Origin of the sequence: Stappia sp. BW2 (genome assembly GCF_008107695.1) — a bacterium.
GTDB lineage: Bacteria > Pseudomonadota > Alphaproteobacteria > Rhizobiales > Stappiaceae > Roseibium.
In genome coordinates, this window is record NZ_VIRG01000053.1 from 329,568 (window position 1) to 355,531 (window position 25,964).

The window sequence follows — 25,964 nt, forward strand, 5'->3', positions numbered from 1 at the left end:
AGTTTAGCTGTCCAGCTTCAACCGTGCCAGCAAAACAATGGATGCATAACCGTCGGGAACCATCCCCCGGGAGCGCTGATAGGCCCGGATACCCTTGCGGGTAGCCGGTCCGATCCGGCCATCCGCCGTGCCCACGGAAAATCCACGCTGGTTCAAAAGCGCTTGCAGCTCCGCAGTTTCCGAGCGATTGAGCGGAAGGTGCTCGCGCGACCAGTCCCCCTCGATCGGACCGCCGCCGATGATCCGGTCGGCAAGATGTCCGACGGCAAGCGCATAGGCGGTTGCGTTGTTGTAACGCTTGATCACGTAGAAGTTCTTCAGCATCAGGAAGGCAGGACCGCTTGCACCGGCCGGCAGAACCAGAATGGCGTTATCGGAAGGACGCGGAAACCCCCGACCGTTCGTCCGTTGGACGCCGTATTTGCTCCATTCGCGAAGGGTCAGCGTCTTGTCGCCATCGGCCAGATGATAGTCGAACCCGCGAGGCAGGTTCACCTCGTACCCCCAGGTCTTGCCAGTTTGCCAGCCATGCTTTTGCAGATAGGCGGCGGTAGAGGCAAGCGCATCGGGAATAGACGTCCAGATGTCCCTGCGGCCGTCGCCGTCGTAGTCGGCAGCATAGGCCTTCCAGCTCGACGGCATGAATTGTGTGTGCCCCATGGCGCCTGCCCAGGACCCTTCCATGTCCTGGAAGCGTACGTGGCCGGCCTGGACGATCCCCAGTGCGGTAACGAGTTCCTTTTCCCAAAAGCTCTTCCGGCGCGGCGCGGCATAGGCCAGCGTTGCCAGCGCCTGAATGACATTGTGGCGCCCCATGAAGCCGCCGTAGTTCGTTTCCATGCCCCAGATCGCCAGCACGGCTTCACGGTCGACGCCATAGCGGTTTTCGATGACCGCAAGCACCTGACTGTATTCCTTCAGCATCTCGCGGCCCTTCTCGACCCGCGCGTCTGAAACGGCACTGTCGAGATATTCCCAGATCGGCTTCACGAACTCGGACTGCTTGTTCATGAGGCGCAAGGTGTCATCGTCCGGCTGCATGCCGGTAAACACCGCATTATAGGTCTGGGATGAAATGCCTGCAGCCCTGGCCGTTGGCCAGAAACCGGAAACGAACCGGCTGAAACCCTGATCGGCCTGTGCCGGCAGAGAAATGGCCAGTAAAGTGCCTGTCGCAGCGGCTGCGACAAGCAGCCGGCGCCCAAGGGTCCTCAGTCTTCCAGAGAGGGGCAGTAAAGTTTTCACGTTCGCAGTCAGCCGCGCAAGGTTCAGCATCAGGGCCTCCTCGATGCCCAGGTCCGTAAGTTTCTGCCCCCGCCCCATGAATGATGTGAATTTGGTTACCGTGACGTTAATGCCGGAATCTTAAGCCGGCTTCAACAGCGTTTTCGGTATAGTCGTTTCCCTGCTGCGAACTGTCGAAGCGCCGGTGGGTGTAATTCCCTGTCACCGCAATGTTTTTGGTAACAGCGAATGTCAGCCCGCCAAACCCTGTCATGGTCCGCTCCTCGATCGAAACACCTTCATAGGTCCGGTAACTGTATCCGACACCGGTTTCCCCGACCAGCCGATCGCTGAAGGCGTGGGCAAGGCGCAGGTCGCCGGAATAGATGATCGACCCGCTGGAGCCATCAATGTCGGTCGCCTCAAAGGAAGTTCCAAGACCAGCCGTGACGGTCGTCAGGCGGCTTGGCGACCAGACCAGGGACGCATCGACAATCAGGCCCGACAGGTTGTCCAGCCGGTCGTCCTCAATGTCTTCGATGCGCCACCCCGCCCCCAACTCGCCAGTGAGCTTGGGACCGGAGGCGATCGTAACACCGCCCACGACCTGATACCCGTTGGCGTTTCGTTTTTCACACAGGGCATCGCTGCAGGTGTCGTCATACCGCCTCAAGAGCAAAGCCCCCTCCACGAAGGGAGAAATCACACTGCTGGTATTGCCGTCCAACCGAAGGCTGGTGGAATAGAGCGTGTTGTTGCGTCCTGATTCCGAACCGCTTTCCGATGTATAAAAGTTCCGGTCCACGCCAACCGCAGCTGTGGCCGCGACGATGCCGACCGCGCGCGTCCCGCTGAGACGGCCCGACAGTTCGTGATCGTAGTCGGTGCCGGAGACGGATTCCGCACTGCCATCGTCTTCCTGGGTAAGCGAGTAGGATATCGTGGTGGTGACCTGCGTCGCTTCGCTGATATCAAGTCTCAGGTTCGTGGCGGCAAAGACGTTCGCTTCATTGTCGTCGCTCTCTCCGGGATACCCGGTAAAGGACCCTCGCAGCGACGCATCCAGTTGGTGGCGGGACCAGTTAGAGGTCAGGGAAACATCGGGAGAAATCTGGTAAAATGTGCCAGAGGTGCCATCTGCTGTCTGAGATCTGTTGTCGGTCCAGCCCGACGACACGGTCAATTGAGGGGTCAGGGTAAAGGCTCCAAGCCGAATGCCCTGCGGAGCATCAAAAGTCGTATCGCCTCCAAAGACGCTGTCGTCGATACCGCTGCTGGTCAGGGGAACCGCCCTGTCGACCGCTGTTATCCTGTCGGCGAACGGCCTGACCGGCGCTGCTCTTCCGTTGGTCCCAAGACCGCTTGATCCGCTTTCCGCCGTGGCGGAGTTCAGCGTTGAACGCAGGGAAAAAACATTGGTCTGCGTCGGATTACGGTCCGCTGCCTGTGCTGCCTGATCGGAAGGGTCGACTGATTCTTGCGCTCCATCCGGATCGTCCGATCCTCGCAAATCGTCAAGCGTCGTTTGTGCAGCCGCGGAAACGGCCTGCAAAACGGCAAGAAAGATGATCAGGGGCAGAAAGCTGCGCATGAAATTCGGGACCAGTCGACGTGGTATGTCAGGTCCAACCTGAAGAAGGATGGTTAATCCTTCGTTTCTTTTTCGCAAATTGAAAGGTTACACTAGGATACATAAAGTCACCTGATCGAGTGCAATTAGTAGATCACCGGTTCTTGATCCCCGTCAGCGACTGGCATAGAGGTAAGGCTGCCTTCAATGAAAAAGAAAAATGTTCATGACCACTGTGTTGCGTGACCCGATTTCCGAAGAAAATTCAGACATGACCTCCCTGTGCCTCGTCTCCGCAGAGCGGACGCTGGAAACGGAAATTGCCGGCCTCAGCGCCGTCCGCGCAGCGCTGAAGAACGGACTTGCCGTCCCGTTCCAGAAGACCTTCGAACTCATTCAGAAAAGCAAGGGCCGCGTTGTCATCACCGGCATCGGCAAGAGCGGTCATATCGGCACCAAGATCGCCGCCAGCCTCGCGTCCACGGGAACACCGTCCTTCTTCGTTCACGCCAGTGAAGCCAGCCACGGCGACCTTGGTATGATCACGGAAGGCGATGTCGTGATCGCACTCTCCTGGTCGGGCGAAACGCAGGAACTTGCAGGCATCGTCAGCTACACCCGCCGCTTCAAGGTGCCCCTGGTCGCGATCACGTCGCGCAAGGACAGCACACTCGGCCGCGCTGCTGATATCGTCATGAACCTGCCGGCAGTCACCGAGGCTTGCCCGCATGGTCTGGCCCCGACGACATCCGCTCTCATTCAGCTCGCGGTCGGCGACGCACTCGCTGTGGCACTTCTGGAAGGGCGTGGCTTCACCGCTCAGGACTTCCGCGTATTCCACCCGGGCGGCCGCCTGGGCGCCAGCCTGAAAACGGCCAAGGACATCATGCACACGGGCGAACGCATGCCGCTGGTGTCCGCAGACACTTCGATGAGCGAAGGCATCGTCCTCATGACCCAGCGCGGGTTCGGTGTTCTGGGTGTTGTCGATGAACTGAAACAACTGATCGGCATCATTACCGACGGTGACTTGCGCCGCCATGTTTCGTCAAATCTCCTGGCAAAATCCGCCGGAGAGATCATGACACGCGCTCCGAAGACGGTAACGACGGACACGCTGTCCGCATCGATCCTCGAACTGGCCAACAGCCTGTCGATCACGTCCGTTTTCGTGATCGAGGACGGCCGCCCGGTCGGCATCGTTCACCTGCACGATCTTCTTCGGATCGGCGCAGCCTGACCTGCATCCGAATCGGCCAATATTTCTTCAGGAAGTCGAAAAAGACTCTTTTCCGGCCCGCAACTGGCGCGCTATTAGGATTTGATTAGCCATACGCCACTTACACTGCCCCAAAGTTTCATCGGCTTGACGCCGCAGACCTTGGTGTGTGTACAGAATGGATCTGGCGACATTAATCGGCATTGTGGGTGCCTTCGGCATCGTTACGACCGCTATTTTTCTCGGCGGCAGCTTCGGCCAGTTCATTGACGTGCCGTCGGTCCTCATCGTGGTCGGAGGCGGTCTCGCCGCCACGCTGATCCGTTTCCAGATCTCAGACATCGCAGCTGCATTCGTCACAGGCTTCAAGGTTGCCCTTGCGGGCAAGAACGCCAGTCCGCGTGACCTCATTACTGAAATCAGCAACCTGGGTGAAATCGTCCGCAAGTCTGGTCCGCTCGGGCTGGAGAATGTTGACGTTTCGGACCCGGTGCTGGCCAAGGGCGTACAATACATTGCAGATGGCTACGAGCTGGAATTCATCAGGGAATCGATGGAGCGCGAGCGAGATCTGCAGCTTTCCCGCTTGTCGGAAGGCAAACGCGTTTTCAAGGCTCTTGGCGATTCCGCACCGGCATTCGGCATGATCGGGACGCTGGTCGGTCTGGTGCAGATGCTTGCCAACATGGACGACCCGGCCGCAATCGGCCCCTCCATGGCCGTCGCCCTGTTGACGACCCTTTATGGCGCATTGATCTCCAACATCCTCTGTCTGCCCCTGGTGGACAAACTGGATGCCAAATTCGACGTCGACGACCTCAACCAGACACTGATCATCGACGGCGTTTGCCAGATCCGCGAATCCAAGAGCCCGGCCCTGATCAAGGAAATGCTGATCGCATATCTGCCGGACAAATTGCGCGGCGACCTGGCGGATGCTGCCTAGAGCGAATTGCGATCCGATGACCCCGGGCAGAGCATTCGATGACCTGGAAATGCGAATGGATGCGGTTCAGTTGAAATCGATGGAACCGACGCTGATCCGGACCTGACAAAAGAGCGACACCTGCGCGATGGCAAAGAAAAAGAAACCTGAAGGCGGCGGCGGTGCACCCGACTGGCTGGTGACCTTTGCCGATCTGATGTCCCTGCTCGTCTGCTTCTTCGTTCTGATCATTTCCTTTTCCATTCAGGACAAGGAAAAGCTTCAGGTTGTCGCCGGGTCCATGCGCGAAGCCTTCGGCGTGAAAGATACCTCCCGCAAGACCGGCATCATCGAGGTCGAGGGCATTCCGATCCGCGACTACATGAAGGATATCAGTCAGGTCGAACAGGAAATGGACTCCGATTTCTCCCAGGTGCGCCATGAACAGCGGCGCAAACAGGGGCCGGAAGCCAATACGCACGACACGCTGGAAGCTGATATCGAAAAGCCGCGCCAATTCGCGACGGCCGCCGCCTCGCTGCGTCAGGCCTGGCAGGAAATGCCGGAAATCACCGAGATTTCCAGCAACATCATTCTGGAAGAATCCGAGGACGGCCTGAACATCATGCTGGTCGATCAGGACGGTCGCTCGATGTTCCGGGAAGGTTCGAAATATCCTTACGAGACCACTCGCCGCCTGCTCGCCAAGATGGCGCCGGTGCTGTCACAAATGCCCAATCGCATCGAAATCACCGGCCATACAACGGCCGGACGCCAGTCCATCGACCCAAGTTATACCGGTTGGGAACTCTCCAGCGAACGCGCCAACATCGCCCGGCAGATCCTGTCCGAATACGGCGTGCCGGACAATCAGTTCTACTCTGTGGTCGGCAAGGCCGACACGGAACCGCTGTTCCCCAACGACCCCTATCTGGCAGCGAACCGCCGGATTGGCATTCTGCTGAAGGCAGAAGAACCGCCGCTGCCTGCAGGGCACAAGCTCTGAGAAAGCACCGGCTCAGCAAACGCGTCGGCAGCCGGTATGCGGATCCGCTCTAGCTGACCTGCGAAACCACAAGCCGCGCACCATCGATTGAATCGACACGCACCTTTGTGCCAGCAGGCAGGTCCGGTCCGGTGATGCGCCAGATAGTGTCATCAATGGAAAGATTTCCGGCGCCCTCTTTCAGCGGGGCGGCAAGTGTGAATTCCCGGCCGACATAACGGCTTCCACGCTGGTTGAGCCCCGGGTCGCCCTTCTCCGATGCAAGTTTCTGCATCAGCCTTCGCCCGATCAGCAGGCTGACGAGAGAGAGCACCAGAAACAGTCCAACATTCACCTGCCAGGCGAAGTCGAACAGCAGCGCCACACACCCAACGATCAGCGCCGAGAGGCCAAACCAAAGGAAGATCGTGCCGGGCGCCAGTATTTCGAGTCCCAGCAGCAAGAGCCCCAGAACGAACCAGCTCCAGGGCCCCAGGGCCGCGATTGTGCTTTCAATCAGGCTCACCGGTTCTCCTCTCCCTCGTCACTGCGGGTATTGGGAATGCGGGAAGACGACCGCTTGGAAGATCCGTTCTCGCCGAACGCTTCCTTGGCAATGGCGCCGATGCCGCTCAAGGAGCCCAGCAGCGATGTCGCTTCCATCGGCAGGATAAGCGTCTTCTGGTTGTTCGAGGTTGCCAGTTCCTTGAAAGCTTCAACATATTTGTTGGCAACGAAATAGTTGATGGCCTGGACATCTCCGGAGGCGATGGCCGCACTTACAAGCTGCGTTGCCTTGGCTTCTGCTTCAGCCTCGCGCTCGCGGGCTTCTGCATCCCGGAAAGCGGATTCGCGGCGGCCTTCGGCTTCGAGGATAAGTGACTGCTTCTCCCCTTCCGCTTTCAGGATTTCCGACTGACGCTTGCCTTCGGCCTCGAGAATGTAGGCGCGCTTCTCGCGTTCCGCCTTCATCTGGCGGGCCATGGCATCCACCAGGTCGCGCGGCGGGTTGATGTCCTTGATTTCGATACGGGTGATCTTGATGCCCCAGGGTTCTGCCGCCGCATCGACAACCCGCAGGATCTGGGCGTTGATTTCGTCGCGGTTGGACAGAAGGTTATCGAGGTCCATCGACCCCATGACCGAGCGGATGTTGGTCATGGTGAGGTTGAGAATGGCATTCTGCAGGCCGAGCACTTCATAGGCTGCCCGGGCAGCATCGAGCACCTGATAGAAGGTCACGCCATCCGCGCTCACCGTCGCATTGTCGCGGGTGATCACTTCCTGGGTTGGCACGTCCAGCACCTGCTCCATCATGTTGAGCTTGTGGCCGATCCTGTCGATGAACGGGATGATGAAGTTCAGGCCCGGCGTCAGCGTCTTCCGGTACTTTCCAAACCGCTCGATCGTATAATTGTAGCCTTGCGGCACCGTCTTTACGCCGGCGAAAAACACCAGAATGACCAGCACGACAAGGCCGATCAGAAAAATGTCGAATCCCGCGATTGGCATATACGTCTCCCGTAATTTTTAAAAAAGTGCTGTCACTATGCGACGAACTCCAAGGCGTTTCCAGCGTATTCGCGGCCTTGAGTTCGTGCGGACGCACGTACGCAGCCCGCCCCGCGAACACCTGTGGCGTTCGTCGGACGGGCACATGACTTATGGGCAGCCTGTCGGAATTTTACGAGTGTTTTCCACCGGCAAGGTTAAACGCCTGTGGATGGGCAGCTGATCAGATCCAGCCGCCGAGTTCGCGCCGAACGATGTGGGTCAGCACGTCCATACCAAGATCGCTGTCATTCAGGCAGGGGATGTGGCTGAAATGCTCGCCGCCGCTTTCCTCGAAGATTTCCCCTGCCTCACCGGCAATTTCTTCCAGCGTTTCAAGGCAATCGGCGACAAAGCCCGGGTTCATCACCGCGACGTTCTTCACTCCGTCCTTGGCCAGTTGCTCAACGGTCTTGTCCGTATAGGGCTGCAGCCACTCTTCCGGCCCGAACCGGGACTGGAACGTCACCCGCAGTTTTTCTGCGTCCCAGCCGAGAACCTCGCGCATCAACCGCGTCGTTTTCATGCAATGGCAGTGATAGGGGTCCCCCCGCCTGAAATAGGACTGCGGAATGCCATGATAGGACGTCAACACCACATCCGGCTTGAAATCCAGACTTTCCACGTGACGCTCCACCGACTTTGCCAGGGCCGTCACATAGACCGGGTCATCATGATAGGGCGGCACGGTCCGGATTGCGGGCTGCCAGCGCATCTTCAAGAGCGTCTTGCAGACAACGTCATTGACCGTCGCCGTCGTGGTTGCCGAATATTGCGGGTAGAGGGGGAAGACCAGGATCCGGTCGCAGCCTTCATCCTTCAGGGCTTTCAGCCGGTCCGGAATGGACGGCTGGCCGTAGCGCATCGCCCAATCGATCTTCAGCTTTCCATCCGCATCCCCCAGCACCTCGGACAATTTTTCCGACTGGCTGCGCGTGATCGTGCGCAGGGGCGACTCGTCCTTTTCCTTGTTCCATATTTCCTCGTAAGCCTTGCCGGATTTGCCCGGCCGGGTCATCAGAACGATGCCATAGAGGATCGGATACCAGATCGCCCGCGGCCATTCGATAACACGCTTGTCCGAAAGGAACTCGCGCAGATACCGGCGCATGGGCCAATAGTCCGTGGCATCCGGTGTGCCCAGATTGACCAGAAGCACCCCCACCTTGCCACTCTTGACCGAAGGGTGATCTTTCGGCAAGTCGAGTTTTCTGAATGCGGCTTCCTGATCGGCTGCGATCGGCGCGGTCGGTTGAACGGTCATCTGCGGGGTAAGTCCTAAAACGGTCTGTCTGCGTTAAAACGGTCTGTCTGATGCCATACATAGGCCAAGCAAGAGCCTTGGCCAATGCGGCATTTGTCATACGCAGATACCCGGTTGCAGATCACCGGAAACTCAGATGGAAAAGCAACGACCCAGGACCTCATCCTGTGGCAGACCGTCAGGTCCGTCTCGAAGCCAATCTCAAAAGAAAAGGATGGGCAACTTGCTCCAGAGTATGCAGCCCACCTTTCGAGACGGCGCTTGCGCGCTTTCTCAGGACGAGGCTGAAATTTGCATTAAGACCGAGGCACGTCTACACGCCGCCAGCCTCAGCCATACTCCCGCTCATCCGCAATCACCTTGCCGTCATTCGGCAGCGCACCCGGGGCAACGGTCAGGACGTCCCCCTTGAGATGGGTAACCTCGCGCAGTGTTTCCGCGACCCGCTCCGGCAGACCATTGCCGCCGGCCTCGGTTTCCACCGTCAATGTCATGGCGTCGGCTTCACCAACACGGCTGACGGCAAGACGGGCCTTGCTGATTTCCGGGTGGGCCGCGACGATTTGCGCAATCTGGGCGGGGTCGACGAACATGCCCTTGACCTTTGTGCGCTGATCCGCGCGCCCCATCCAGCCGGCAAGCCGCATGTTGGTGCGCCCGCAGGGTGATTGGCCCGGGATGATCTTGGACAGGTCGCCCGTGGCGAAACGGATCAGCGGATAAAGGCTGTTGAAGTTGGTGACAACCAACTCTCCGACCTCGCCCTCTGCCACAGGCTCACCGGTGCCAGGCCGCACAATCTCGACGATGTAATCCTCGTTGACGATCATGCCCTGCCTGGCGTCCGTCTCATAGGCGATGACGCCAAGGTCCGCGGTCGCGTAACACTGGCCAACCTGGATCCCGGCAGCCTCATATTCTTCGCGCAACGACGGAAACAACGCACCTCCCGAGACCAGGGCCTTTTTGATGGAGGAGACATCCCGGCCCTGGTCCCGGCCGCGATCGAGGAGGATCTTCAGATAATCCGGCGTGCCGACGAAACCGGACGGTTTGAGCACCTCGATCGCTTCGACCTGACTGTCGGTATTGCCGACCCCGGCGGGAAACACCGTACATCCGAGCGCAATCGCGCCCTGGTCCAGAATGAAACCGCCAGGCGTCAGGTGATAGGAAAAGGCATTGAGAACGACATCGCCCTTGCGAAAGCCGGCCGCAAACAGGCTGCGCGCCCCGTTCCAGGGATCGAGCCCGGGCGCCTGCGGTTCCCAGATCGGGCCGGGCGACATGAAGACCCGGGCCGCGCCCGACAGGTCACCTGCCAGAAATCCGCCAAAGGGCGGTTGCGCGCGCTGCTTTTCCAGAAGGTCGGACTTGCGCAGAACCGGCAGACCGGCCAGTGCGGCCCGGTCGGTAACCGCCGCAAGATCGCATCCCTCCAGATGCGTGGCCCACCCGGTGGCATTACCGGTGGCATGGGCCAGAAGGTCCGGCAATCGGGCAAAAAGATCCCGTTCGCGCAGAGCGGGGTCTTGCCGCTCGCGCGCGTCAAACTGAATGTCGCTCATGGTCGTCTCCGCCTGTTTCGGCCCTGTGTCTGAAACCCCGTCAGGCCAGCCAGCGCTTCCTTCGCTTGTAATGTTTGACATTCCGGAACGAGCGACGGCCCTCGCCGCCAACGCCCAGATAGAATTCCTTGACGTCCTCGTTCTCCCGCAATGCCTTGGCATCGCCATCGAGCACGATACGGCCGGATTCCAGGATGTAGCCGTAGGTCGCGTATTTCAGCGCCACATTGGTGTTCTGTTCGGCAAGCAGGAAGGACACACCCTCATTGCTGTTGAGCTGGCGGACGATCTCGAAGATTTCCTCCACGAGCTGAGGCGCCAACCCCATGCTCGGCTCATCCAGCAGGATCATCTTCGGCCGGCTCATCAAGGCGCGGCCAATGGCGCACATCTGCTGTTCGCCGCCGGAGGTGTACCCCGCCTGGCTGCCGCGCCGTTCTCGCAGGCGCGGAAAGTAATTGTAGACCATCTCAAGGTCCGCCTTCACGGCACTGTGCCCGTCTTTGCGGGTGTAGGCGCCTGTCAGCAAATTCTCTTCGATGGACAGGTGACCGAAACAATGCCGTCCTTCCATTACCTGGATGCAACCCCGGCGAACCAGATCGTTGGGCGACAGGGCCTGAACTTCTTCGCCCTCGAACACGATCTTGCCCTTGGTCACTTCGCCGCGTTCGGCACCAAGCAGGTTCGAAATCGCTTTCAGCGTGGTCGTCTTGCCTGCGCCGTTTGCGCCGAGCAGCGCCACGATCCCGCCCTTGGGAATCGTCAGCGACACGCCCTTCAGCACAAGGATCACGTGGTCGTAAATGACCTCGATATTGTTGACCGACAGGATCGTCTCGGCAGCTTCACGCGCCCCCTGCGAACCGGGCTGTTCTACATCCAGCAATGCCATTCCCTCTTCTCCCTGGAAGCTCCGCCGCACGTTGATGCGGCGCGGCGGAGCGGACTGCCTATCAGTTCGGGCAGGGTTCGGTGCGCGCCGGCCACGGCGCGTTCTTTTCTGCATATTCCGCAGCGGCTTGTTCCAGCAGCGGACGGACCACATCGGTCATCGGCTCGATCCAGTCCGAAGCCTGACGCCACTTCTTGCCGTCCCACTCCTGGATGAACACCGGATTGCTGCCGGCATGGTCTTCGCAGGTCACTTTCATCGGATGGGCAAAGCCCTTCAGACCGAGTTCAGCCAGCCGCGCCTCGTCCAGATTGAGTGCCTCAAGCCCAAGACGCATGTCTTCGCCCGTGATGACCTTCTTGCCGGTCAGTTCCTGCGCGGTGCGAATGCCTTCCGCGATGATGACCGAGTTCAGGACGCCGCGATTGTAGAGCGTGCTGCCGATGGAACTCGCATCGGTGGAGGACTTGCCCGCGTCGACAACAAGCTTCTTGATGTCGTCGAGAGCCGGGAAATCGGGACCGACACCGGAGAAGTTCAGCGCCTTGTAGCCTTTGGCTCCTTCCCCGCCGGCTGCGGCATCGTCATCCCCTGCGGACCACCACACACCGATGAACTTGTCCATCGGGAAGCGGATCTTGACGGCTTCCTTGACAGCCGTCGGGTTCATCGCACCCCAGCCCCACATGACCATGTAGTCCGGACGATCCCGGCGAACATTGAGCCACTGCGAGGACTGGTTCTGCATTTCTGCACCCGGAACCGGATACTGCAGCAGCTCGAAGCCGTATTTCTCGGCAAGCTGTTCCAGCAGCGGCAAGGGCTCACGGCCATAACCGGCGTCAAGGAAGATGTAGCCGATCTTCTTGCCCTTCAGGTTTTCAAGACCGCCTTCCTGCTCACCGATGTACTTGATGACCACGGAAGCGCCGTCCCAATAGGTGTCAGGCACGTTGAAGATCCAGGGGAACGTGGAGCCGACAGCGGCAGCCGAAAGGCCGTAGCCCATCGACAGCACCGGGATCTTGTCGACACCGGCTTTCGGGATCAGCTGCAGCGTGATGCCGGTGGAATACGGGTTATAGACCAGTGCGCCCTTGCCCTTGGTGGCTTCGTAGCACTCGACGCCCTTCTGGGCGTTGTAACCGGTTTCACACTCTTCAATCGCCAGCTTGACGCCACCGATACCGCCATCGCGCTCGTTCAGCATCTGCAGATAGTCATGCATACCGTTGGCGATGTGGATGCCGGAACCGGCATAAGGCCCTGTCCGGTACGTCAGGAGCGGCACGTAGTTGCTATCTTCTGCCTGGACCGCGGTCGTCATGGCGCCGGAGAGACCGACCCCGAGCGCAACAGCGGTTCCCAGCGCAAATTGCTTTATGTTTTTCATATTCTCCTCCCACGCGGCATCGAAAGGACTACCGCCGGACCGGTTACGCCATTCCTCACCGGATCGGTCCATGTCCGGATGGCGGGTGAAAAGGCTGGCGCTCCTAGTAAGGGAACGGCCAGACCCTGAGCTTCTGCTTCGCGATCTGCCAGAGCCGCGCAAAGCCGTGCGGTTCGACGATCAGGAAGAAAATGATGAGCGCGCCAATGATCATGAAGGTCGCGTGCTCCACCGTTTCCGCGGCCAGATCAAAGCCGAGGAGACCCGGAACGAATTTCAGTACCACCGGCAGGATCCAGATGAAGGCGGCCCCCATGAAGGCCCCACCAAGACTGCCGAGACCGCCCAGGATGACCATGAACAGAACCTGGAAGGACAGCCGGATGGAATAGGACGACGGCTCGGCCGCATTCAGCCAGAAGAACACCATCATCGCTCCGGCGACGCCGCAGATGTAGGACGATACGGCAAAGGCCATCAGCTTGGTCTGAAGCGGACGGATGCCCATCAGTTCGGCTGCAATATCCATGTCGCGGATCATCATCCACGACCGGCCAATGCGACCACGCAGGACGTTCGCCATCAGGAAGGTAATCAGAACGGTGATCCCGAGAACGATGAAGTAGCGCGCCAGCGGCGTTGCCTCGGCTCCTGTGGCGACAATGCCGAAGACTTCGCGGTGCGGCACCTCGATTGCCCCCGAGGCGTTGTAATTGTAGAGCCACGGGATGCGAATGAAGCACCATTCCAGAAAGAACTGGGCTGCAAGCGTCGTAACTGCCAGGTAAAGTCCCTTGATGCGCAGGCTCGGCAGACCGAAGATCGCGCCGATGGCAGCCGAGAACACGCCGGACAGGAGCACCATCACGATGACATTGGCATCGGGAAAGATCGACGTCAGCTTGTAGGCGGCATAGGCGCCAACACCCATGAATGCCCCGGTTCCGAGTGACAGCTGCCCGCAGAAACCGGTCAGGATGTTCAGCCCGATCGCCGCCAGCGAGAACACCAGAAACGGGATCATGATGGAGGTCAGGAAGAAGTCGTTGGCAAGGGCCGGTATGACGGCAAATGCGGTGATGAGGATGACGGCCAGACCGACGCGGTCCTGGAGGATCGGGAACAATGCCTGATCCGCCTTGTAACTCGTCTTGAATTGGCCAGCTTCGCGATAAAACATGGGTCAGAAATCCCTAGATCCGCTCGATGATACGTTCGCCGAAGAGGCCCTGTGGCCGGAACAGAAGGAAGATCAGGGCGATGATGTAGGCGAGCCAGGATTCGACCCCGCCGCCGACAAGACCACCCCAGTAGAGTTCGCCGATCTTCTCGCCGAAGCCGATGATCAGACCGCCGACGATGGCGCCCGGGATCGACGTGAAGCCGCCGAGGATCAGCACCGGCAATGCCTTGAACGCGACGATTTCCAGCGCGAAGGACACATCGGAACGCGCGCCCCACATGATGCCGGTCGCCAGTGCCACGAGGCCGGCTGCGAACCAGACGATGGCCCAGATCTGGTTGAGCGAGATCCCGACGGAAAGAGCGGCCTGGTGGTCGTCTGCCACGGCGCGCAGGGCGCGGCCGATCCGCGTCTTGTTGAAGAAGATGGCGAGCGCCGTCACCATCAGCACCGCAATCACGGCTGCAGCAATATCGATATGCTGCAGGATGACCAGACCCCGGTCGCCAATTTCGAAGGCGGTCGAACCGGTGGGCAGCCCCAGTTGCTCGGTGATCATCTGCTTGGGTTCACCACCGAAGACGAATTCACCGAAACCGACGAGGAAATACGTCAGGCCAATGGTGGCCATCAGCAGGATGATTTCCGGCTGGTTGACCAGGGGCCGCATGACCACCCGTTCAACACCATAGGCCAGAACCCCCATCACGCCGATGGTCAGGATCAGCGCCAGATAGGCAGGCACCCCGTTTTCGTTGAGCCCCACCAGCGTCAGGCCGGCGAACACCACCATGATGCCCTGGGCGAAGTTGAACACACCGGACGCCTTGAAGATCAGCACGAAGCCGAGCGCGATCAGTGCGTAGAGAATACCGGCGACAAAACCTTCCCACAGGACCTGCAGGAAGAAATCCGGCATCTGGTACATCTGTACGAAGGGATCGATGAAAATATCGTAGAGCATGGTTCGTCCCTCCTAGTGGCTCACACCGAGATAAGCGTCGATAACGGCCTGGCTGGCCTGCACTTCCTCCGGTGGCCCATCGGCGATCTTCTTGCCGTAATCGAGCACGACCACCCGGTCGGAGAGATCCATGACGACACCCATATCGTGTTCGATGAGGGCAATCGTCGTGCCGAATTCCTGATTTACGTCGATGATGAACCGGCTCATGTCTTCTTTTTCTTCCAGGTTCATACCGGCCATCGGCTCGTCGAGCAGCAACAGGTCCGGTTCCATCGCCAGCGCGCGGCCGAGTTCGACCCGCTTTTGCAGGCCGTAGGGCAGACGCCCGACCGGTGTCTTGCGGATCGCCTGGATTTCCAGGAAGTCGATGATGTCCTCGACCTTGCGCCGATGTTCGATTTCCTCGCGTTCCGCGGGCCCGCGCCACAGCAGTTGCCAGAAAAAGTTCCTGTGCATCCTCAAGGATCTGCCGGACATGATGTTGTCCAGCGTGGTCATGCCCTTGAACAAGGCCACGTTCTGGAAGGTCCGGGCGATGCCCTGGCTGGCAGCTTCGTAAGGCTTCATCTTGCGGCGCACCTGCCCCTGCCAGGTGATCGTGCCTTCCTGGGGGTGATAGAAACCGTTGATGACGTTCAGCATCGACGTTTTGCCGGCCCCGTTCGGACCGATGATCGCGCGGATCTCGCCCTTCTGGATGTCGAACGAAATGTCGGTGATCGCCTTAACCCCGCCGAAGGACAGCGAGACGTTGTCGACCCGTAACAGCAGCTCTCGCTCCGTCCCCTCGTTGGCGTCCGACGGCGGCAGCGTCTTTTCGGTCACAAAGGCGTTCATTCAGCGGCCTCCTGTACGCCCGCACCGGCGTCATGGGTGGTCATGTCGCGGATCTCGACAGTGGCTTCGATGATTCCCTTGCGGCCATCTTCGTAGGTCACTTCCGTGCGCACATGCTTGGAGGTGGATCCATCGTAAAGCGCATCGATCAAGGGGCCGTAGCGTTCGGCAATAAAGCTCCGGCGCACCTTCTGCGTCCGGGTCAGTTCGCCGTCATCCGCATCCAGCTCCTTGTGCAGGATCAGGAACCGCTTGATCTGCGCACCCGCCATCATCGGTTCGCGAGCAAGATCCCGGTTCACCTGATCGACATGGCTTTCGATCATGCCGTAGACATCGGGGTGGGCGGCAAGTTCCTGGTAGGACGCATAATTGACGTTGTTGCGTTCCGCCCAGGAGCCGACCGCGGTCAGATCGATATTGATGAAGACCGCCACCATGTCCTTCTCGTGACCGAAGGCAACCGCCTCCTTGATGTTCGGGAAGAACTTCAGCTTGTTCTCGATGTATTTCGGCGCAAACAGCGCGCCGTCATTGAGCTTGCCGACATCCTTGGCGCGGTCGATGATCTTCAGATGGCCGTTTTCCGCGATGATGCCCGCATCGCCCGTGTGCACCCAGCCGTCCGGCGTCTTCGTGCTGGCGGTGGCTTCGTCATTCTTGAAATAACCGACGAAAACGCCCGGCGACCGGTACATAACCTCACCGCTTTCGGCGATCTTCAGCTCCACATCGGGGGCAGGTTTGCCAACCGTATCGCCGAAGATCTCGCCATCCGGCTGCAGCGTGATGTAAACGCTGGCCTCGGTCTGGCCGTAGAGCTGCTTGAGGTTAAGCCCGAGCGAGCGGAAGAACTGGAAGATCTCCGGTCCGATGGCCTCGCCGGCGGTGTAGCCGACTTTCACCCGGGTAAGACCCATACGGTTCTTGAGCGGCCCGTAGACGCAGAACTCGCCAAGGGCATAAAGCACCCGATCCTTCAGGCCGACGCTCTCACCGTTCAGGATCTTCTCACCCACCTTGCGGGCAACGCCCATGAAATAGTCGAACATCGCGCGCTTGGCCTTACCGGCATCTTCCATGCGCACCATGATCCGGGTCAGCATGTTCTCGAAAACGCGGGGCGGCGCGAAGAAGTAGGTCGGCGCGATTTCAAGCCGGTCCACATCGATCGTATCCATGCTTTCCGGACAATTGACGCAATAGGCGGCCGTAAAGGCCTGCGCCAGAGAGAACACATGGTCGCCGATCCAGGCCATCGGCAGATAGGCGAGCACTTCCTCGGTCTCGTCCAGGTGGTCGAACTTGTTGCCGTTGCGGGCCGAGATAACGAGATTGTCGAAAGACAGCATCACGCCCTTGGGCCGCCCGGTGGTGCCCGACGTGTAGAGCATCACCGCAACGTCGGAGCCCTTGGCATCCCTGAACCCGGCTTCCCAGTCGGCCGCCAGCGAGGGTGTCGCCGAAATCAGGTCACGGCCCTTGTCCTGCACCGAAGCGTAGCTGTGCAGATGCTCGTGATCATAGCCACGCAGCCCGCGCGGCTCGTCATAGATGATCTCGCTGAGTGACTTCACCTCATCGGCCATCGACAGCAGCTTGTCGACCTGCTCCTGATCCTCGACCACCGCGAAGGTGACTTCGGCATGCCCGAGCACAAAGGCCATTTCCTCGGCAACGCTGTCCGAATAGACAGGCACCGGAACGGCACCGATCGCCTGAGCAGCGACCATCGCCCAATAAAGCCTTGGGCGGTTTGCGCCAACGATGGCGATCTTGTCTCCGGTTTTCAGACCCAGAGATTTCAAACCGATGGAAAATGCGCGGATTTCTTCACACACCTCGGACCAGGTCCAGCTCTGCCAGATCCCGAAATCCTTTTCCCGGAACGCCGTCCGGTCACCGAAGACTTGCGCATTGCGCATGAGAATCTTCGGAAAGGTGTCCTCCTCGCGCGGTGAAGCGCTGGCCGACCCTACCATGAACTGTTTCTTCCCCTGAAGCACCCTGCATTCGGATGAACACAGACGATATGCCTCTACATTTTTGTCGTTCGACAGTCCGCTGTCCGGCGCGTTTGGCCATCGGCGGCTTGATCTGGAAGGCGCCCCAATTGTTCGGGGTCATTACCTGAAGGGTATGAAACAATCTGACGCGGCAACCTTCAACCGGTAAATTATTAAAGGTGGACAGGCCAAGCGTTCCAAACCCGATGAACGCAGGCTAGGAGGCCGGATTTTCAGCAATATGTTTCAATCATGTCGAATTGTTGCAATTGCGCTGCAGGTGCGAGAGGCACCACGGACCTAACCCTCTAGGCCAACGGCACTGCACTCTTGCGCACGACCAGCCATGGCTCCAGCTGAACGCTGCCATTGTCAGGTCTGGCACCGCCGAGGAGATTGAGCAGCAGCTTCGCCGCCTGTTCGCCAACCGCGCGGCGCGGCTGATGGATCGTCGTCAGCGGCGGCAGATAATGCCCCGCAATGTCGATATCGTCGAAACCAACCACCGAAACATCTTCCGGAACGCGAATACCGGCTTCGTTCAACGCGGAAATGAAGCCGAAGGCTGTCCGGTCGCTGGCACAAAAAACCGCGGTTGGCCGATCCGGCAGCGCCATCCAGGCGTGCGCAGCCCTGACACCGGCATCCAGGGTGTAATCCCCCTCGAAGATCCAGGCTTTCGCCGGATCGAAGCCGGCGCCTGCCAATGTGGCGCGGAACCCGTCGCGCCGGTCACGTCCCGGCTTGTGCGACAGCAGCCCCGTGACATGGCCGATATTGGTGTGTTTCAGGTCGAGCAGGTGAGACACCGCCAGTTCCGCGCCAAGCAGATTGTCGACAACAGAGATGGGAACGGCCGGATCGTCACTCCACTCGCCGGCAAGAACGATCGGCGGTGCTTTGGGGTTCGACGACCTGATCCGGGAAATCGAGAAATGCCCGTCCAGAATTACGATCCCGTCGCAATTGTTCTTGCTGAAGTAATCGCTCACGCGCGAATGCGACATGGACGGTTTTCGGGTGTCGGCAATCAGAACCTTCAATTGCTTTTCCGCGCAAACCGTTTCGATGCCCTGCAAGATATTTGAAAAGTGGGAGTTGCCGATATCGGGAACGAGGGCAACGATTGTGCCCGTATCGCGGCGCCGGAGATTGCGCGCGGCATGATTGAGGACATAGCCGGTCTTCTCGACCGCTTCCGACACGCGGCTTCTTGTTTCAGCCGACACCCTGTCTGGCGTCGTCAACGCGCGACTGACCGTGGCCGTCGACACATTGGCTGCGCGGGCGACATCCTGAACTGTCGGGTTTTTCTTTTTGAATTCGGACTGTGGCATTGCGCGAATGTTAGCCGAGAACATTCTGGCGCCGCACGTTTTTTCAAACGCGATGGAAAAGAATTTTGCCGGTGTGCTGCTTCTAGGGTCCGGATGCGTATCTGCCAGGCACGGTCTTTGCTGCAGGACCACTGCGCCCCGCCCTAAAACGGGGGAGGCCCGGCAGTTTGGAGTCTGCCGGGCCGGTTGACTGACTGGAGGTCAAAGTTAGTCAGTCAGAGTCTAACCGTAAGATTAGAAGGTACGCTGCATACGAACACCGAAGAGGAGTTCGTCCTGGTCGTCCTGGGTATCCACATCGGTGTTTGCGTAACCAACGTCAGCACCCATGATGAAGCCGGAGACCGGCTCCCACTGAACCGAACCGTCGATTGCGTAACGGGTAACGTCGTTCAGGCCAGCTGCGGCGTCGATGTCGGCGTAGGAACCGTCAAGCGCGAGGCCGATCGTGGAGGTTGCCTGGATGTACGCACCAGCAGACAGCGAGTAACCGGTGGAGGTGTCGCCCTTGTTGAAGTCGGCTACGCCATCATACGTGGTGATGTAGGACAGTGCGCCATCGGCATAGAAGCCCTGGAAGAAGATGTTCGAACCGGAGTTGAGCATCGGCAGATTGATGACTGCACCACCGCCGACGGCAAAGCCGAGTTCATCTTCGCCACCATTGTTGGTGCGGTTGGCTGCGGCATCCGGGTAAACCTGATGCAGAGCACCGGACAACTGTGCGGAACCCCAACCCTGGGAAACGCCGAGAGCTGCAACGAAGTCAGGAGCACGGGTGCCGCCGTAGTTGCCGTATTCACGATCGGAACGGTCTTCCAGAGCGATGGTCGCGGAGAAGCCGTTGCCGAAAGCTGCGGTGTAAGCGATCTGGTTGGTGGTCACGTCGGACCAGTCACGATCCACGACACCGATAAAGGCCTGACCGGTGAAGATGTCGAAGTTCGAGGTCAGACGACCAGCGGTCAGACCGCCCCACTGGATGTAAGCGCTATCCAGCGTGGTGCTGGTTTCACCGTTCGTGACCGTCGTGTAGGTGGACACGTAGGTACGCAGGGTGCCGAACTCGGTAGCCGTGCGAGCGTCCAGGTACAGGTAACCGCGGGACAGCCAGGAGTAGCCGTCAGAGTTACGGTCACTGAAGGCGCCGTCGTCCAGGACGTTGTTGACAACAACCTGGGTACGAACACGTCCGCCAACGCGGAGGCAGGTTTCGGTGCCCGGGATGTAGTAGAAGCGCGCGCCGTAAGCGTCACAGACACGAACGTAGTCGACCGGCTCCGGGGCTACCGGAAGGTCAGCCGCCTGGGCGGTGGTGGCAGCAGCAGCTGCGGCCGCGCCGAGCATCAGACTCTTGAGTTTCATTACATTACTCCAGTTTCAAATTCAGTCGGAAGGCTGAAGGAACGGATTCGAATACTTCACGCGACCCCTTCAAACTAACCTCTAGACTACCAACAACAAGCATTTACTTGCACCCCGCTGGCCGTCTCCGCATCAAAAAGCCAGTTCTAACTCTGGAATTCAAGCGCAAATTTCGCCTCTGAAAATATTGGTTTTTCGAGTCATATTTTTGCAACACGTTGAATTTCCGCCATTTTTTACAATTTTTCACTTTCGCGTTTTTGCCCTTGAACTCTCGCCATCTCATCCCCATATGGCCTGCCCCAACATTACTTTAAATACTAAACGAATATTTGAACCATTTTTCTTTCATTTGCTTCGGCAGAAATGAAGATAATTGTGACTACACTGTTTAGTTTACAGCCTATGGAGACAAGTTCGTCAAGAAAGAAGAAATAGCGACCTTGATTTTGTCCGTTTTTCCTGCGGTTTTTCGCGGTTTTTGAAACAATGAGGAATTGAAGACCAGTATTTCTTGAAAACTACAGTCAAAATTACGGAACGAAAAAACCCACGGGTTTCCTAAATCGGCGAAAATACCTCATTGAAATTTTTATTTGCCAATATCGTGATAGCTACTTGAAAAATTAAGTCGTTGGGGAAATATATCCAGCATGGACTGCATGCGCGCGCAGCACCACCTGCCCACGCCCCTCGCCAGCCCCGCCCAATTTCGAAAAAGGAACTCCCATGGCTGAATCAGAAGAAGGCGCGGCATACGATTCGCCAAACCTGATGGAACTCACCGCGGGAATCGTTTCCAACTACGTGACGAACAATCCGGTACCGCAACAGGACCTGATCGAACTAATCGTCGATGTCCACGTCGCTCTGGAAACCGCAACCAACAACACGCCGACCGTGTTTCGCGCGCCCCTCGTTCCGGCGGTGCCGATAAAGCACTCGGTCACACCGGAGTTCATCATCTGCCTCGAGGACGGAAAGAAATTCAAATTTCTGACGCGTCACCTGAAAACGAAGTTCAACCTGACGCCTGCCGAATACAGACGCAAATGGGGCTTGAGCGCGGATTACCCGATGGTTGCGCCAAACTATGCGCAAAAACGTGCCGAAATGGCCAAGGCCGCAAAGCTGGGTCACCGGAAACGCTGACCGCCGACAAGGTTTTGAGGACTGGCCGCGCGGTGCTATATTGTCCCTATGGACTTCAGCCAGATGAAACTCAGCCCGCAGGCGCGCAAGGCGATCCTGAAAAACGATCCCTTGGCGCAAATGAAGGCCATGGTTGAGCTTGCTCCGGGCAAGACTCCTGATGACCTGACGATGCGCAGTGGCAGCACGGGTGGTCCGGAGCTTTTGTCCTGGAGCCCGAAAAGCCACATGATGACGCTTCTGGTTACCGCTGAAAACCTCAACGCGCTCGCCGAGGATACCGCTGTCACCTACATTCAGGTCGGCAGTGCGATGCGGCGCTGAGAGCGCCGCATCCTGCTATCAATCCTTCAGCACATCAGATAACGGCGTCCGTACGTCCGGGTTGATCCGGATCGCGCAGAAGACGCAGGGCGCGTGCCGCATTCACCCTGCCGAAGCCCCATGCGACGTCAAAACCCGGTGCGCCGTCCGGATTGTCCGACGTTGCCATGAGGAGGTTTGCAACCTGAGGCGCTGACAGCGACCGGGCTTCCTGAAACAGCAAGGCAACGATACCGGCAACATGGGGCGCAGCCATGCTGGTGCCGGATTTGGTCACCCGCATCGGATGAACGCCGCCCCTGCCATTGTTCCGTCCGCCTTGCGCCCCGGATGCAACGATATTCGTTCCAGGTGCGGCAACCTCGGGCTTGTTTCGGTTGTCCCGTGTCGGCCCCCGGCTGGAGGAAGCTGCCGGCGCCAGCGAATGGTGGCTGTAATTGGCAACCGCGATGGCCCGCCGCGTTGTCGCCGGTGTCCCAAGCGTGCGAACGGGATCGAAATCCCCCCCCTGGAAGAACGATTGATCGGCATAATTATTTTTCTTGTCCCGCAGGTCCCGCTCGATCCAGGCATCGAACTGTCCGTTTTCCCCTTCCAGAGCTTCCAGCTTCACGGTCCAGACCCCGGATCTGAGCATTCCAAGGCCGAATGGCGCTTCAAGTTGCATGTAAATGCGCGCTTGCCCGTTCAGGCTCGAGAACCGCTCCGAATCGATGAAAACCTCGTCCTTGAGCATGGTGTTTCCCGGTGTCACAGGGCCGTATTCTGCCCCGTCCGGTGCAATCAGTGTCACGGCAAACCTGTCGACACTGGAATACCAGATCTCCAGTTCACTCGACGTCCTGTCTGTTCCCGTCTGCGTGACTGAGCCATCGGGCAGAGGCATGCCGCCACCGGTCTTCCAGCGCAGTTCCCGGCTTTCGCCCGTTTTGATGGTCCCGGCCGCGTGCCCATGCCAGACATGCTCGTTGCCTGCCGCGCTCACGAATGCGCGTCCCAATGGCTCCAGCAGTCGGTCAATGGCGCGTTCGACAAGGCTTTCCCCGTCATGGCTGCCGCCGTTCTGCCCAAGGCTCATGTTGATGACACAAGGCATATCGAGTGCATCCGCCTTGCCCATGATGTAGGCGACGGCATCAACCACATGGCTGGAATCGGTGAATGTATCCGACCCGTCGTTCGTGTCCGGCTGAACGAAAATCAGCGTGGCTTCGGGGGCAGCTCCAAGATGCGTGCCTTCCACGAACGTATCGTCATGCGACCTGCCATTGCCTGCCGCGATGCCGGCAACATGGGTGCCGTGCGAGCCCGCATCCGCCCTATGGCGGACGACGCTGAAGGGATCCTGCGCATTCAGCGCCTGGTTGATCTGATCGGCGCCATATTCCACCCCATAGGAGAAATCATCCGGCGCGTGTTCGCCCTGCCGGGCATCCAGACGCTGATCCCAGAGAAAGGCCAGCCTCGTGGTGCCGTCCGCATTGCGGAAGTCGTCGAGCGTGAAATCCATACCGTAGTCGATGATACCGACCAGAACGCCTGCCCCCGTGCGGCCCGGAACCCCGACGCTCCCCTGATGAACCGTGTCCGCCTTCGTTTCGGGCAGAGAGCTGTCCAGCATGGGGAACCAGCGCCGTCCGGCCTCAACCGTCTCGACCAGCGGATGCCCGTTCAGCTCCACCATGCGGTTCATGGGCAGGGACACGGAATAGATCTTCCCGGCCACATGCACCCAGTTGAAATCGGCAAACGCTGCTGGGGGTTGCTCGGTCTGAAGTTCGACGAGAACGCGCCTGACCTCCCCGAGAGGAGCCGCGCCGGCAGTCTCCAGCGATGCAGGACCGGACGGAAGGGCGTCAAGAGGGGATTCGTTTTCAAATGAACTCAGTTCTGCCTCGGCTGCATATCGGCGCAGCCTCGGATCAAGTTTCTTTAATTGCATGGAGACCTCCATCGCAGAAAAAACAAAGTCAAAATACCCGGCCACAATATCACGAAAGGCGAAGTTTTTCCGCCTACACGTCAAGCCTCGTTACGTCTTGTGACCCCGGTCTGTCATTCTCTCCTTGGACGAATGGTCAAACCTGTTTTTCGGGCTTAATCTCACCCCATGGAGGAGACACAGCAGCTCAAGACGCAGCTTGATCTGATGCAGGCGGCGCTTGACCATATCAATCAGGGTTTTTCGGCTTTCGACGCCGACCTCAGACTTGTCGCGTGGAATCGGGGCTTGTGGGAAATGCTCGATTTCCCTCAGGAACTGGCCCGGCGCGGCACGCATCTGGAAGCCTTCTTGCGCGTGAACGCAGAACGGGGTGAATACGGCCCCGGCGATATTGAAGGCAAGATCCAGCGCAGGCTGGAACGGGCCAAACTGTTCGAGCCGCATTATTTCGAACGCATCCGGCCCAACGGCCAGGTGATCGCCGTTTCAGGCACGCCCCTGCCCCGGGGAGGATTCGTCACCACCTATTCCGACGTCACCGAAGATCGCCGCCGACAGGAAAAGCTGGAACGCACGGTGGAAGAGCGTACCCGCGCCCTGCAGCAGTCGGAGGACTGGCTGCGGCTGGTGACGGACAATATTCCGGCCCTGATTGCCTATCTGTCTCCCGGCCCGGTCTTCCGCTTCGCCAACCGCCGCTACGCCGACTGGTTTGGCCACTCCGTCGCCTCCGTCGCCGGCCGGCCGGCGCCTGAAGTGGTCGGCGAGGAGCTTTTCAAGGAGCTGGAGCCGCACATCAACCGCTGCTTCGAAGGCAACGCCGTCAGCTACGAATATCAGCGCAATCGCTCGGATGGCAGCATCGCCTATATGCGCTCCACCCTCATCCCGGACATGACGAAAGACGGCCGAACCCTCGGGATCTTCGTGCTTTCCCTGGACGCCACCGACCAGAAACAGGCGGAAGCCGCACTCGTGCAGTCCCAGCGCATGGACGCTGTCGGCAAGCTGACCGGCGGCCTGGCCCACGACTTCAACAACCTTCTCGCCATCCTGATGGGCAACCTTCTGTCCCTCGGACGCACGCAAACACCGCTCGACCGGGAAACGCTCGACAGCAAGCTGTCACCGATGCTTGAGGCGACCAAGCGCGGATCCGACCTGATCCAGCGTCTCCTCGCTTTCAGCCGCGGCAAGGCCATCGATCCACAGAACGTATCCCTGGCCAAGGTCATTGCCAGTGCCGGCCGTCTCCTCGAAGGGTCCCTGCCGCCCTCGGTCGACGTCACGATCACCACCGAAAGTGCGGAAATCGGTGCCTGCATTGACCCGACACAGATGGAAACCGCGCTGATCAACCTGGCTTTCAACGCCCGCGACGCGATGCCCGAAGGCGGCACCCTGACCATCGCGCTGGACATGTGCGAGCTCGATGCCCGCGGTGCGGACGATCTGGGCATTCCACCCGGCAAATTTGCGCGCATCACCGTTGGCGACACCGGAAGCGGCATGGATGCGGAAACGCAGCTGCGGGTCTTCGAGCCCTTCTTTACCACCAAGACCTTCGGCACCGGCAGCGGCCTCGGCCTGTCCATGGTCTATGGTTTCATTCACCAGTCCGGTGGCTCGATCCACATTTCCAGCACGCCGGGAGCCGGCACCTGTCTGACCCTCTATCTGCCCTACCGACGCATTGCCACGTCCACCAGCGCGGACACGGACAAGGGTGACGCGGAACCGGTAAGACCCGGTCAGGGCGAGCTTCTGCTTCTTGTTGAGGATGACCCGGATGTCGCCAACACGGTGACGGATCAGTTGCAGAACCTCGGGTACGCGGTTCTGCGGGCCGAAAATGCGGAGGATGCCCGCAGCCTGGCCCTGGACCTTCCGGAACTGCGTGCCGTTCTCAGCGACATCATCATGCCCGGTCAGATCAATGGTCTTGCCCTGGCACGGGAAATCCAGCAGAAGCGGCAAGACCTCGGCATCGCGCTGATGTCCGGATATGCCGACTGGTCGGACCTTGCAGGACAGGCAAGCGCCTGCGAATTTCCGGTCTTGGCGAAACCTTTTGCAGATGCTCAACTTGCAGACACGCTGCAGAAGATTCTCTCACCCGCACCAGACTCAGCTTGATGGTTATGCAACGATCATTGCTTATGATCCATCCGACCGGGTCTGGAGACCCTTTCCCGCTTGCCGGGCAAAGATGTCAGTCTTCTGCGGTCAAGCCATCCTCGCGATGGATCGAAAC

At 59.1% G+C, this 25,964-nt stretch carries 21 protein-coding genes; 6 read left to right on the forward strand and 15 right to left on the reverse strand.

The window, feature by feature from the left end; genetic code table 11:
* Positions 1-3: 3 nt before the first annotated feature.
* Together FMN63_RS05820 and FMN63_RS05825 are read right to left on the reverse strand one after the other, a co-directional pair.
* The gene (locus FMN63_RS05820) at positions 4-1,275 is read right to left on the reverse strand and encodes a lytic murein transglycosylase (protein WP_209000955.1); all 1,272 of its coding nucleotides are present in this window, start codon (positions 1,273-1,275) and stop codon (positions 4-6) included.
* Positions 1,276-1,351: 76 nt separating this feature from the next.
* Positions 1,352-2,815 carry an outer membrane beta-barrel protein gene (locus FMN63_RS05825; RefSeq protein ID WP_148582998.1) on the reverse strand — a complete coding sequence of 488 codons (1,464 nt, stop codon included), beginning with the start codon at positions 2,813-2,815 and terminating at the stop codon, positions 1,352-1,354.
* Positions 2,816-3,020: 205 nt separating this feature from the next.
* Between FMN63_RS05825 and FMN63_RS05830 the strand changes: the two genes are divergently transcribed.
* From FMN63_RS05830 to FMN63_RS05840, 3 genes are all read left to right on the forward strand, one after another.
* A complete protein-coding gene (locus FMN63_RS05830; RefSeq protein ID WP_148582999.1) occupies positions 3,021-4,034 on the forward strand; it encodes a KpsF/GutQ family sugar-phosphate isomerase in 1,014 nt (337 codons plus the stop codon).
* 157 nt (positions 4,035-4,191) lie between these two features.
* A complete protein-coding gene (locus FMN63_RS05835) occupies positions 4,192-4,959 on the forward strand; it encodes a motility protein A (RefSeq protein ID WP_148583000.1) in 768 nt (255 codons plus the stop codon).
* A 127-nt stretch (positions 4,960-5,086) separates the two neighbouring features.
* Positions 5,087-5,944, forward strand: coding sequence for an OmpA/MotB family protein (locus FMN63_RS05840; RefSeq protein WP_148583001.1), 858 nt, complete (start codon positions 5,087-5,089; stop codon positions 5,942-5,944).
* Between the two features lie 49 nt (positions 5,945-5,993).
* Here FMN63_RS05840 and FMN63_RS05845 read toward each other — a convergent pair whose 3' ends face one another.
* The 12 genes from FMN63_RS05845 to FMN63_RS05900 all read right to left on the reverse strand — a co-directional run bounded on the left by FMN63_RS05845 (position 5,994) and on the right by FMN63_RS05900 (position 20,289).
* Positions 5,994-6,449 (reverse strand): NfeD family protein, encoded by a 456-nt coding sequence (locus FMN63_RS05845; RefSeq protein WP_148583002.1) that lies wholly within the window; start codon positions 6,447-6,449, stop codon positions 5,994-5,996.
* Positions 6,446-7,429: an SPFH domain-containing protein gene (locus FMN63_RS05850; protein WP_286192551.1), complete on the reverse strand. Its 984-nt coding sequence runs from the start codon at positions 7,427-7,429 to the stop codon at positions 6,446-6,448. Before FMN63_RS05850 ends, FMN63_RS05845 begins: the two co-directional genes overlap by 4 nt.
* A gap of 229 nt (positions 7,430-7,658) precedes the next feature.
* Positions 7,659-8,738, reverse strand: a complete 1,080-nt coding sequence (gene hemH, locus FMN63_RS05855; protein WP_148583004.1) for a ferrochelatase — start codon at positions 8,736-8,738, stop codon at positions 7,659-7,661.
* Positions 8,739-9,067: 329 nt separating this feature from the next.
* On the reverse strand, positions 9,068-10,306 hold the full coding sequence (locus FMN63_RS05860; protein WP_148583005.1) for a phenylacetate--CoA ligase family protein: 1,239 nt from the start codon (positions 10,304-10,306) through the stop codon (positions 9,068-9,070).
* Positions 10,307-10,346: 40 nt separating this feature from the next.
* Positions 10,347-11,201: an ABC transporter ATP-binding protein gene (locus FMN63_RS05865; protein ID WP_148583006.1), complete on the reverse strand. Its 855-nt coding sequence runs from the start codon at positions 11,199-11,201 to the stop codon at positions 10,347-10,349.
* A gap of 61 nt (positions 11,202-11,262) precedes the next feature.
* Positions 11,263-12,594: an ABC transporter substrate-binding protein gene (locus tag FMN63_RS05870; protein ID WP_148583007.1), complete on the reverse strand. Its 1,332-nt coding sequence runs from the start codon at positions 12,592-12,594 to the stop codon at positions 11,263-11,265.
* Between the two features lie 103 nt (positions 12,595-12,697).
* Complete coding sequence (locus FMN63_RS05875) at positions 12,698-13,774, reverse strand: branched-chain amino acid ABC transporter permease (protein ID WP_148583008.1); 1,077 nt, start codon at positions 13,772-13,774, stop codon at positions 12,698-12,700.
* A gap of 13 nt (positions 13,775-13,787) precedes the next feature.
* Positions 13,788-14,741, reverse strand: a complete 954-nt coding sequence (locus tag FMN63_RS05880; protein ID WP_148583009.1) for a branched-chain amino acid ABC transporter permease — start codon at positions 14,739-14,741, stop codon at positions 13,788-13,790.
* 12 nt (positions 14,742-14,753) lie between these two features.
* Positions 14,754-15,581: an ABC transporter ATP-binding protein gene (locus FMN63_RS05885; RefSeq protein WP_148583010.1), complete on the reverse strand. Its 828-nt coding sequence runs from the start codon at positions 15,579-15,581 to the stop codon at positions 14,754-14,756.
* Positions 15,578-17,563, reverse strand: a complete 1,986-nt coding sequence (locus FMN63_RS05890) for an AMP-dependent synthetase/ligase (RefSeq protein ID WP_148583011.1) — start codon at positions 17,561-17,563, stop codon at positions 15,578-15,580. The genes FMN63_RS05885 and FMN63_RS05890 overlap by 4 nt, the downstream gene beginning before the upstream one ends.
* Before the next feature lie 332 nt (positions 17,564-17,895).
* Entirely contained in the window at positions 17,896-18,924 is a 1,029-nt protein-coding gene (locus FMN63_RS05895) for a LacI family DNA-binding transcriptional regulator (protein ID WP_162529986.1), read from the reverse strand.
* A gap of 234 nt (positions 18,925-19,158) precedes the next feature.
* On the reverse strand, positions 19,159-20,289 hold the full coding sequence (locus FMN63_RS05900) for a porin (RefSeq protein ID WP_148583013.1): 1,131 nt from the start codon (positions 20,287-20,289) through the stop codon (positions 19,159-19,161).
* A 729-nt stretch (positions 20,290-21,018) separates the two neighbouring features.
* On the opposite strand from FMN63_RS05900, the gene FMN63_RS05905 reads away from it, so the two are divergent.
* A complete protein-coding gene (locus FMN63_RS05905) occupies positions 21,019-21,441 on the forward strand; it encodes a Ros/MucR family transcriptional regulator (RefSeq protein WP_148583014.1) in 423 nt (140 codons plus the stop codon).
* A gap of 63 nt (positions 21,442-21,504) precedes the next feature.
* Entirely contained in the window at positions 21,505-21,765 is a 261-nt protein-coding gene (locus FMN63_RS05910; protein WP_148583015.1) for a hypothetical protein, read from the forward strand.
* Positions 21,766-21,799: 34 nt separating this feature from the next.
* Here FMN63_RS05910 and FMN63_RS05915 read toward each other — a convergent pair whose 3' ends face one another.
* Positions 21,800-23,707 carry a S8 family peptidase gene (locus FMN63_RS05915; RefSeq protein ID WP_209000956.1) on the reverse strand — a complete coding sequence of 636 codons (1,908 nt, stop codon included), beginning with the start codon at positions 23,705-23,707 and terminating at the stop codon, positions 21,800-21,802.
* A gap of 168 nt (positions 23,708-23,875) precedes the next feature.
* Here FMN63_RS05915 and FMN63_RS05920 point away from each other — a divergent pair, with 168 nt between their 5' ends.
* A complete protein-coding gene (locus FMN63_RS05920; RefSeq protein ID WP_148583017.1) occupies positions 23,876-25,846 on the forward strand; it encodes a PAS-domain containing protein in 1,971 nt (656 codons plus the stop codon).
* Positions 25,847-25,964 lie beyond the last annotated feature (118 nt).

Bases quoted from the DNA above. Each gene is read 5' to 3' on its own strand.
- FMN63_RS05820 (WP_209000955.1), bottom strand. From the start codon at position 1,275: ATGCTGAACCTTGCGCGGCTGACTGCGAACGTGAAAACTTTACTGCCC.
- FMN63_RS05825 (WP_148582998.1), bottom strand. From the start codon at position 2,815: ATGCGCAGCTTTCTGCCCCTGATCATCTTTCTTGCCGTTTTGCAGGCC.
- FMN63_RS05830 (WP_148582999.1), top strand. From the start codon at position 3,021: ATGACCACTGTGTTGCGTGACCCGATTTCCGAAGAAAATTCAGACATG.
- FMN63_RS05835 (WP_148583000.1), top strand. From the start codon at position 4,192: ATGGATCTGGCGACATTAATCGGCATTGTGGGTGCCTTCGGCATCGTT.
- FMN63_RS05840 (WP_148583001.1), top strand. From the start codon at position 5,087: ATGGCAAAGAAAAAGAAACCTGAAGGCGGCGGCGGTGCACCCGACTGG.
- hemH (WP_148583004.1), bottom strand. From the start codon at position 8,738: ATGACCGTTCAACCGACCGCGCCGATCGCAGCCGATCAGGAAGCCGCA.
- FMN63_RS05860 (WP_148583005.1), bottom strand. From the start codon at position 10,306: ATGAGCGACATTCAGTTTGACGCGCGCGAGCGGCAAGACCCCGCTCTG.
- FMN63_RS05865 (WP_148583006.1), bottom strand. From the start codon at position 11,201: ATGGCATTGCTGGATGTAGAACAGCCCGGTTCGCAGGGGGCGCGTGAA.
- FMN63_RS05870 (WP_148583007.1), bottom strand. From the start codon at position 12,594: ATGAAAAACATAAAGCAATTTGCGCTGGGAACCGCTGTTGCGCTCGGG.
- FMN63_RS05875 (WP_148583008.1), bottom strand. From the start codon at position 13,774: ATGTTTTATCGCGAAGCTGGCCAATTCAAGACGAGTTACAAGGCGGAT.
- FMN63_RS05880 (WP_148583009.1), bottom strand. From the start codon at position 14,741: ATGCTCTACGATATTTTCATCGATCCCTTCGTACAGATGTACCAGATG.
- FMN63_RS05885 (WP_148583010.1), bottom strand. From the start codon at position 15,581: ATGAACGCCTTTGTGACCGAAAAGACGCTGCCGCCGTCGGACGCCAAC.
- FMN63_RS05890 (WP_148583011.1), bottom strand. From the start codon at position 17,563: ATGGTAGGGTCGGCCAGCGCTTCACCGCGCGAGGAGGACACCTTTCCG.
- FMN63_RS05895 (WP_162529986.1), bottom strand. From the start codon at position 18,924: ATGCCACAGTCCGAATTCAAAAAGAAAAACCCGACAGTTCAGGATGTC.
- FMN63_RS05900 (WP_148583013.1), bottom strand. From the start codon at position 20,289: ATGAAACTCAAGAGTCTGATGCTCGGCGCGGCCGCAGCTGCTGCTGCC.
- FMN63_RS05905 (WP_148583014.1), top strand. From the start codon at position 21,019: ATGGCTGAATCAGAAGAAGGCGCGGCATACGATTCGCCAAACCTGATG.
- FMN63_RS05910 (WP_148583015.1), top strand. From the start codon at position 21,505: ATGAAACTCAGCCCGCAGGCGCGCAAGGCGATCCTGAAAAACGATCCC.
- FMN63_RS05915 (WP_209000956.1), bottom strand. From the start codon at position 23,707: ATGCAATTAAAGAAACTTGATCCGAGGCTGCGCCGATATGCAGCCGAG.
- FMN63_RS05920 (WP_148583017.1), top strand. From the start codon at position 23,876: ATGGAGGAGACACAGCAGCTCAAGACGCAGCTTGATCTGATGCAGGCG.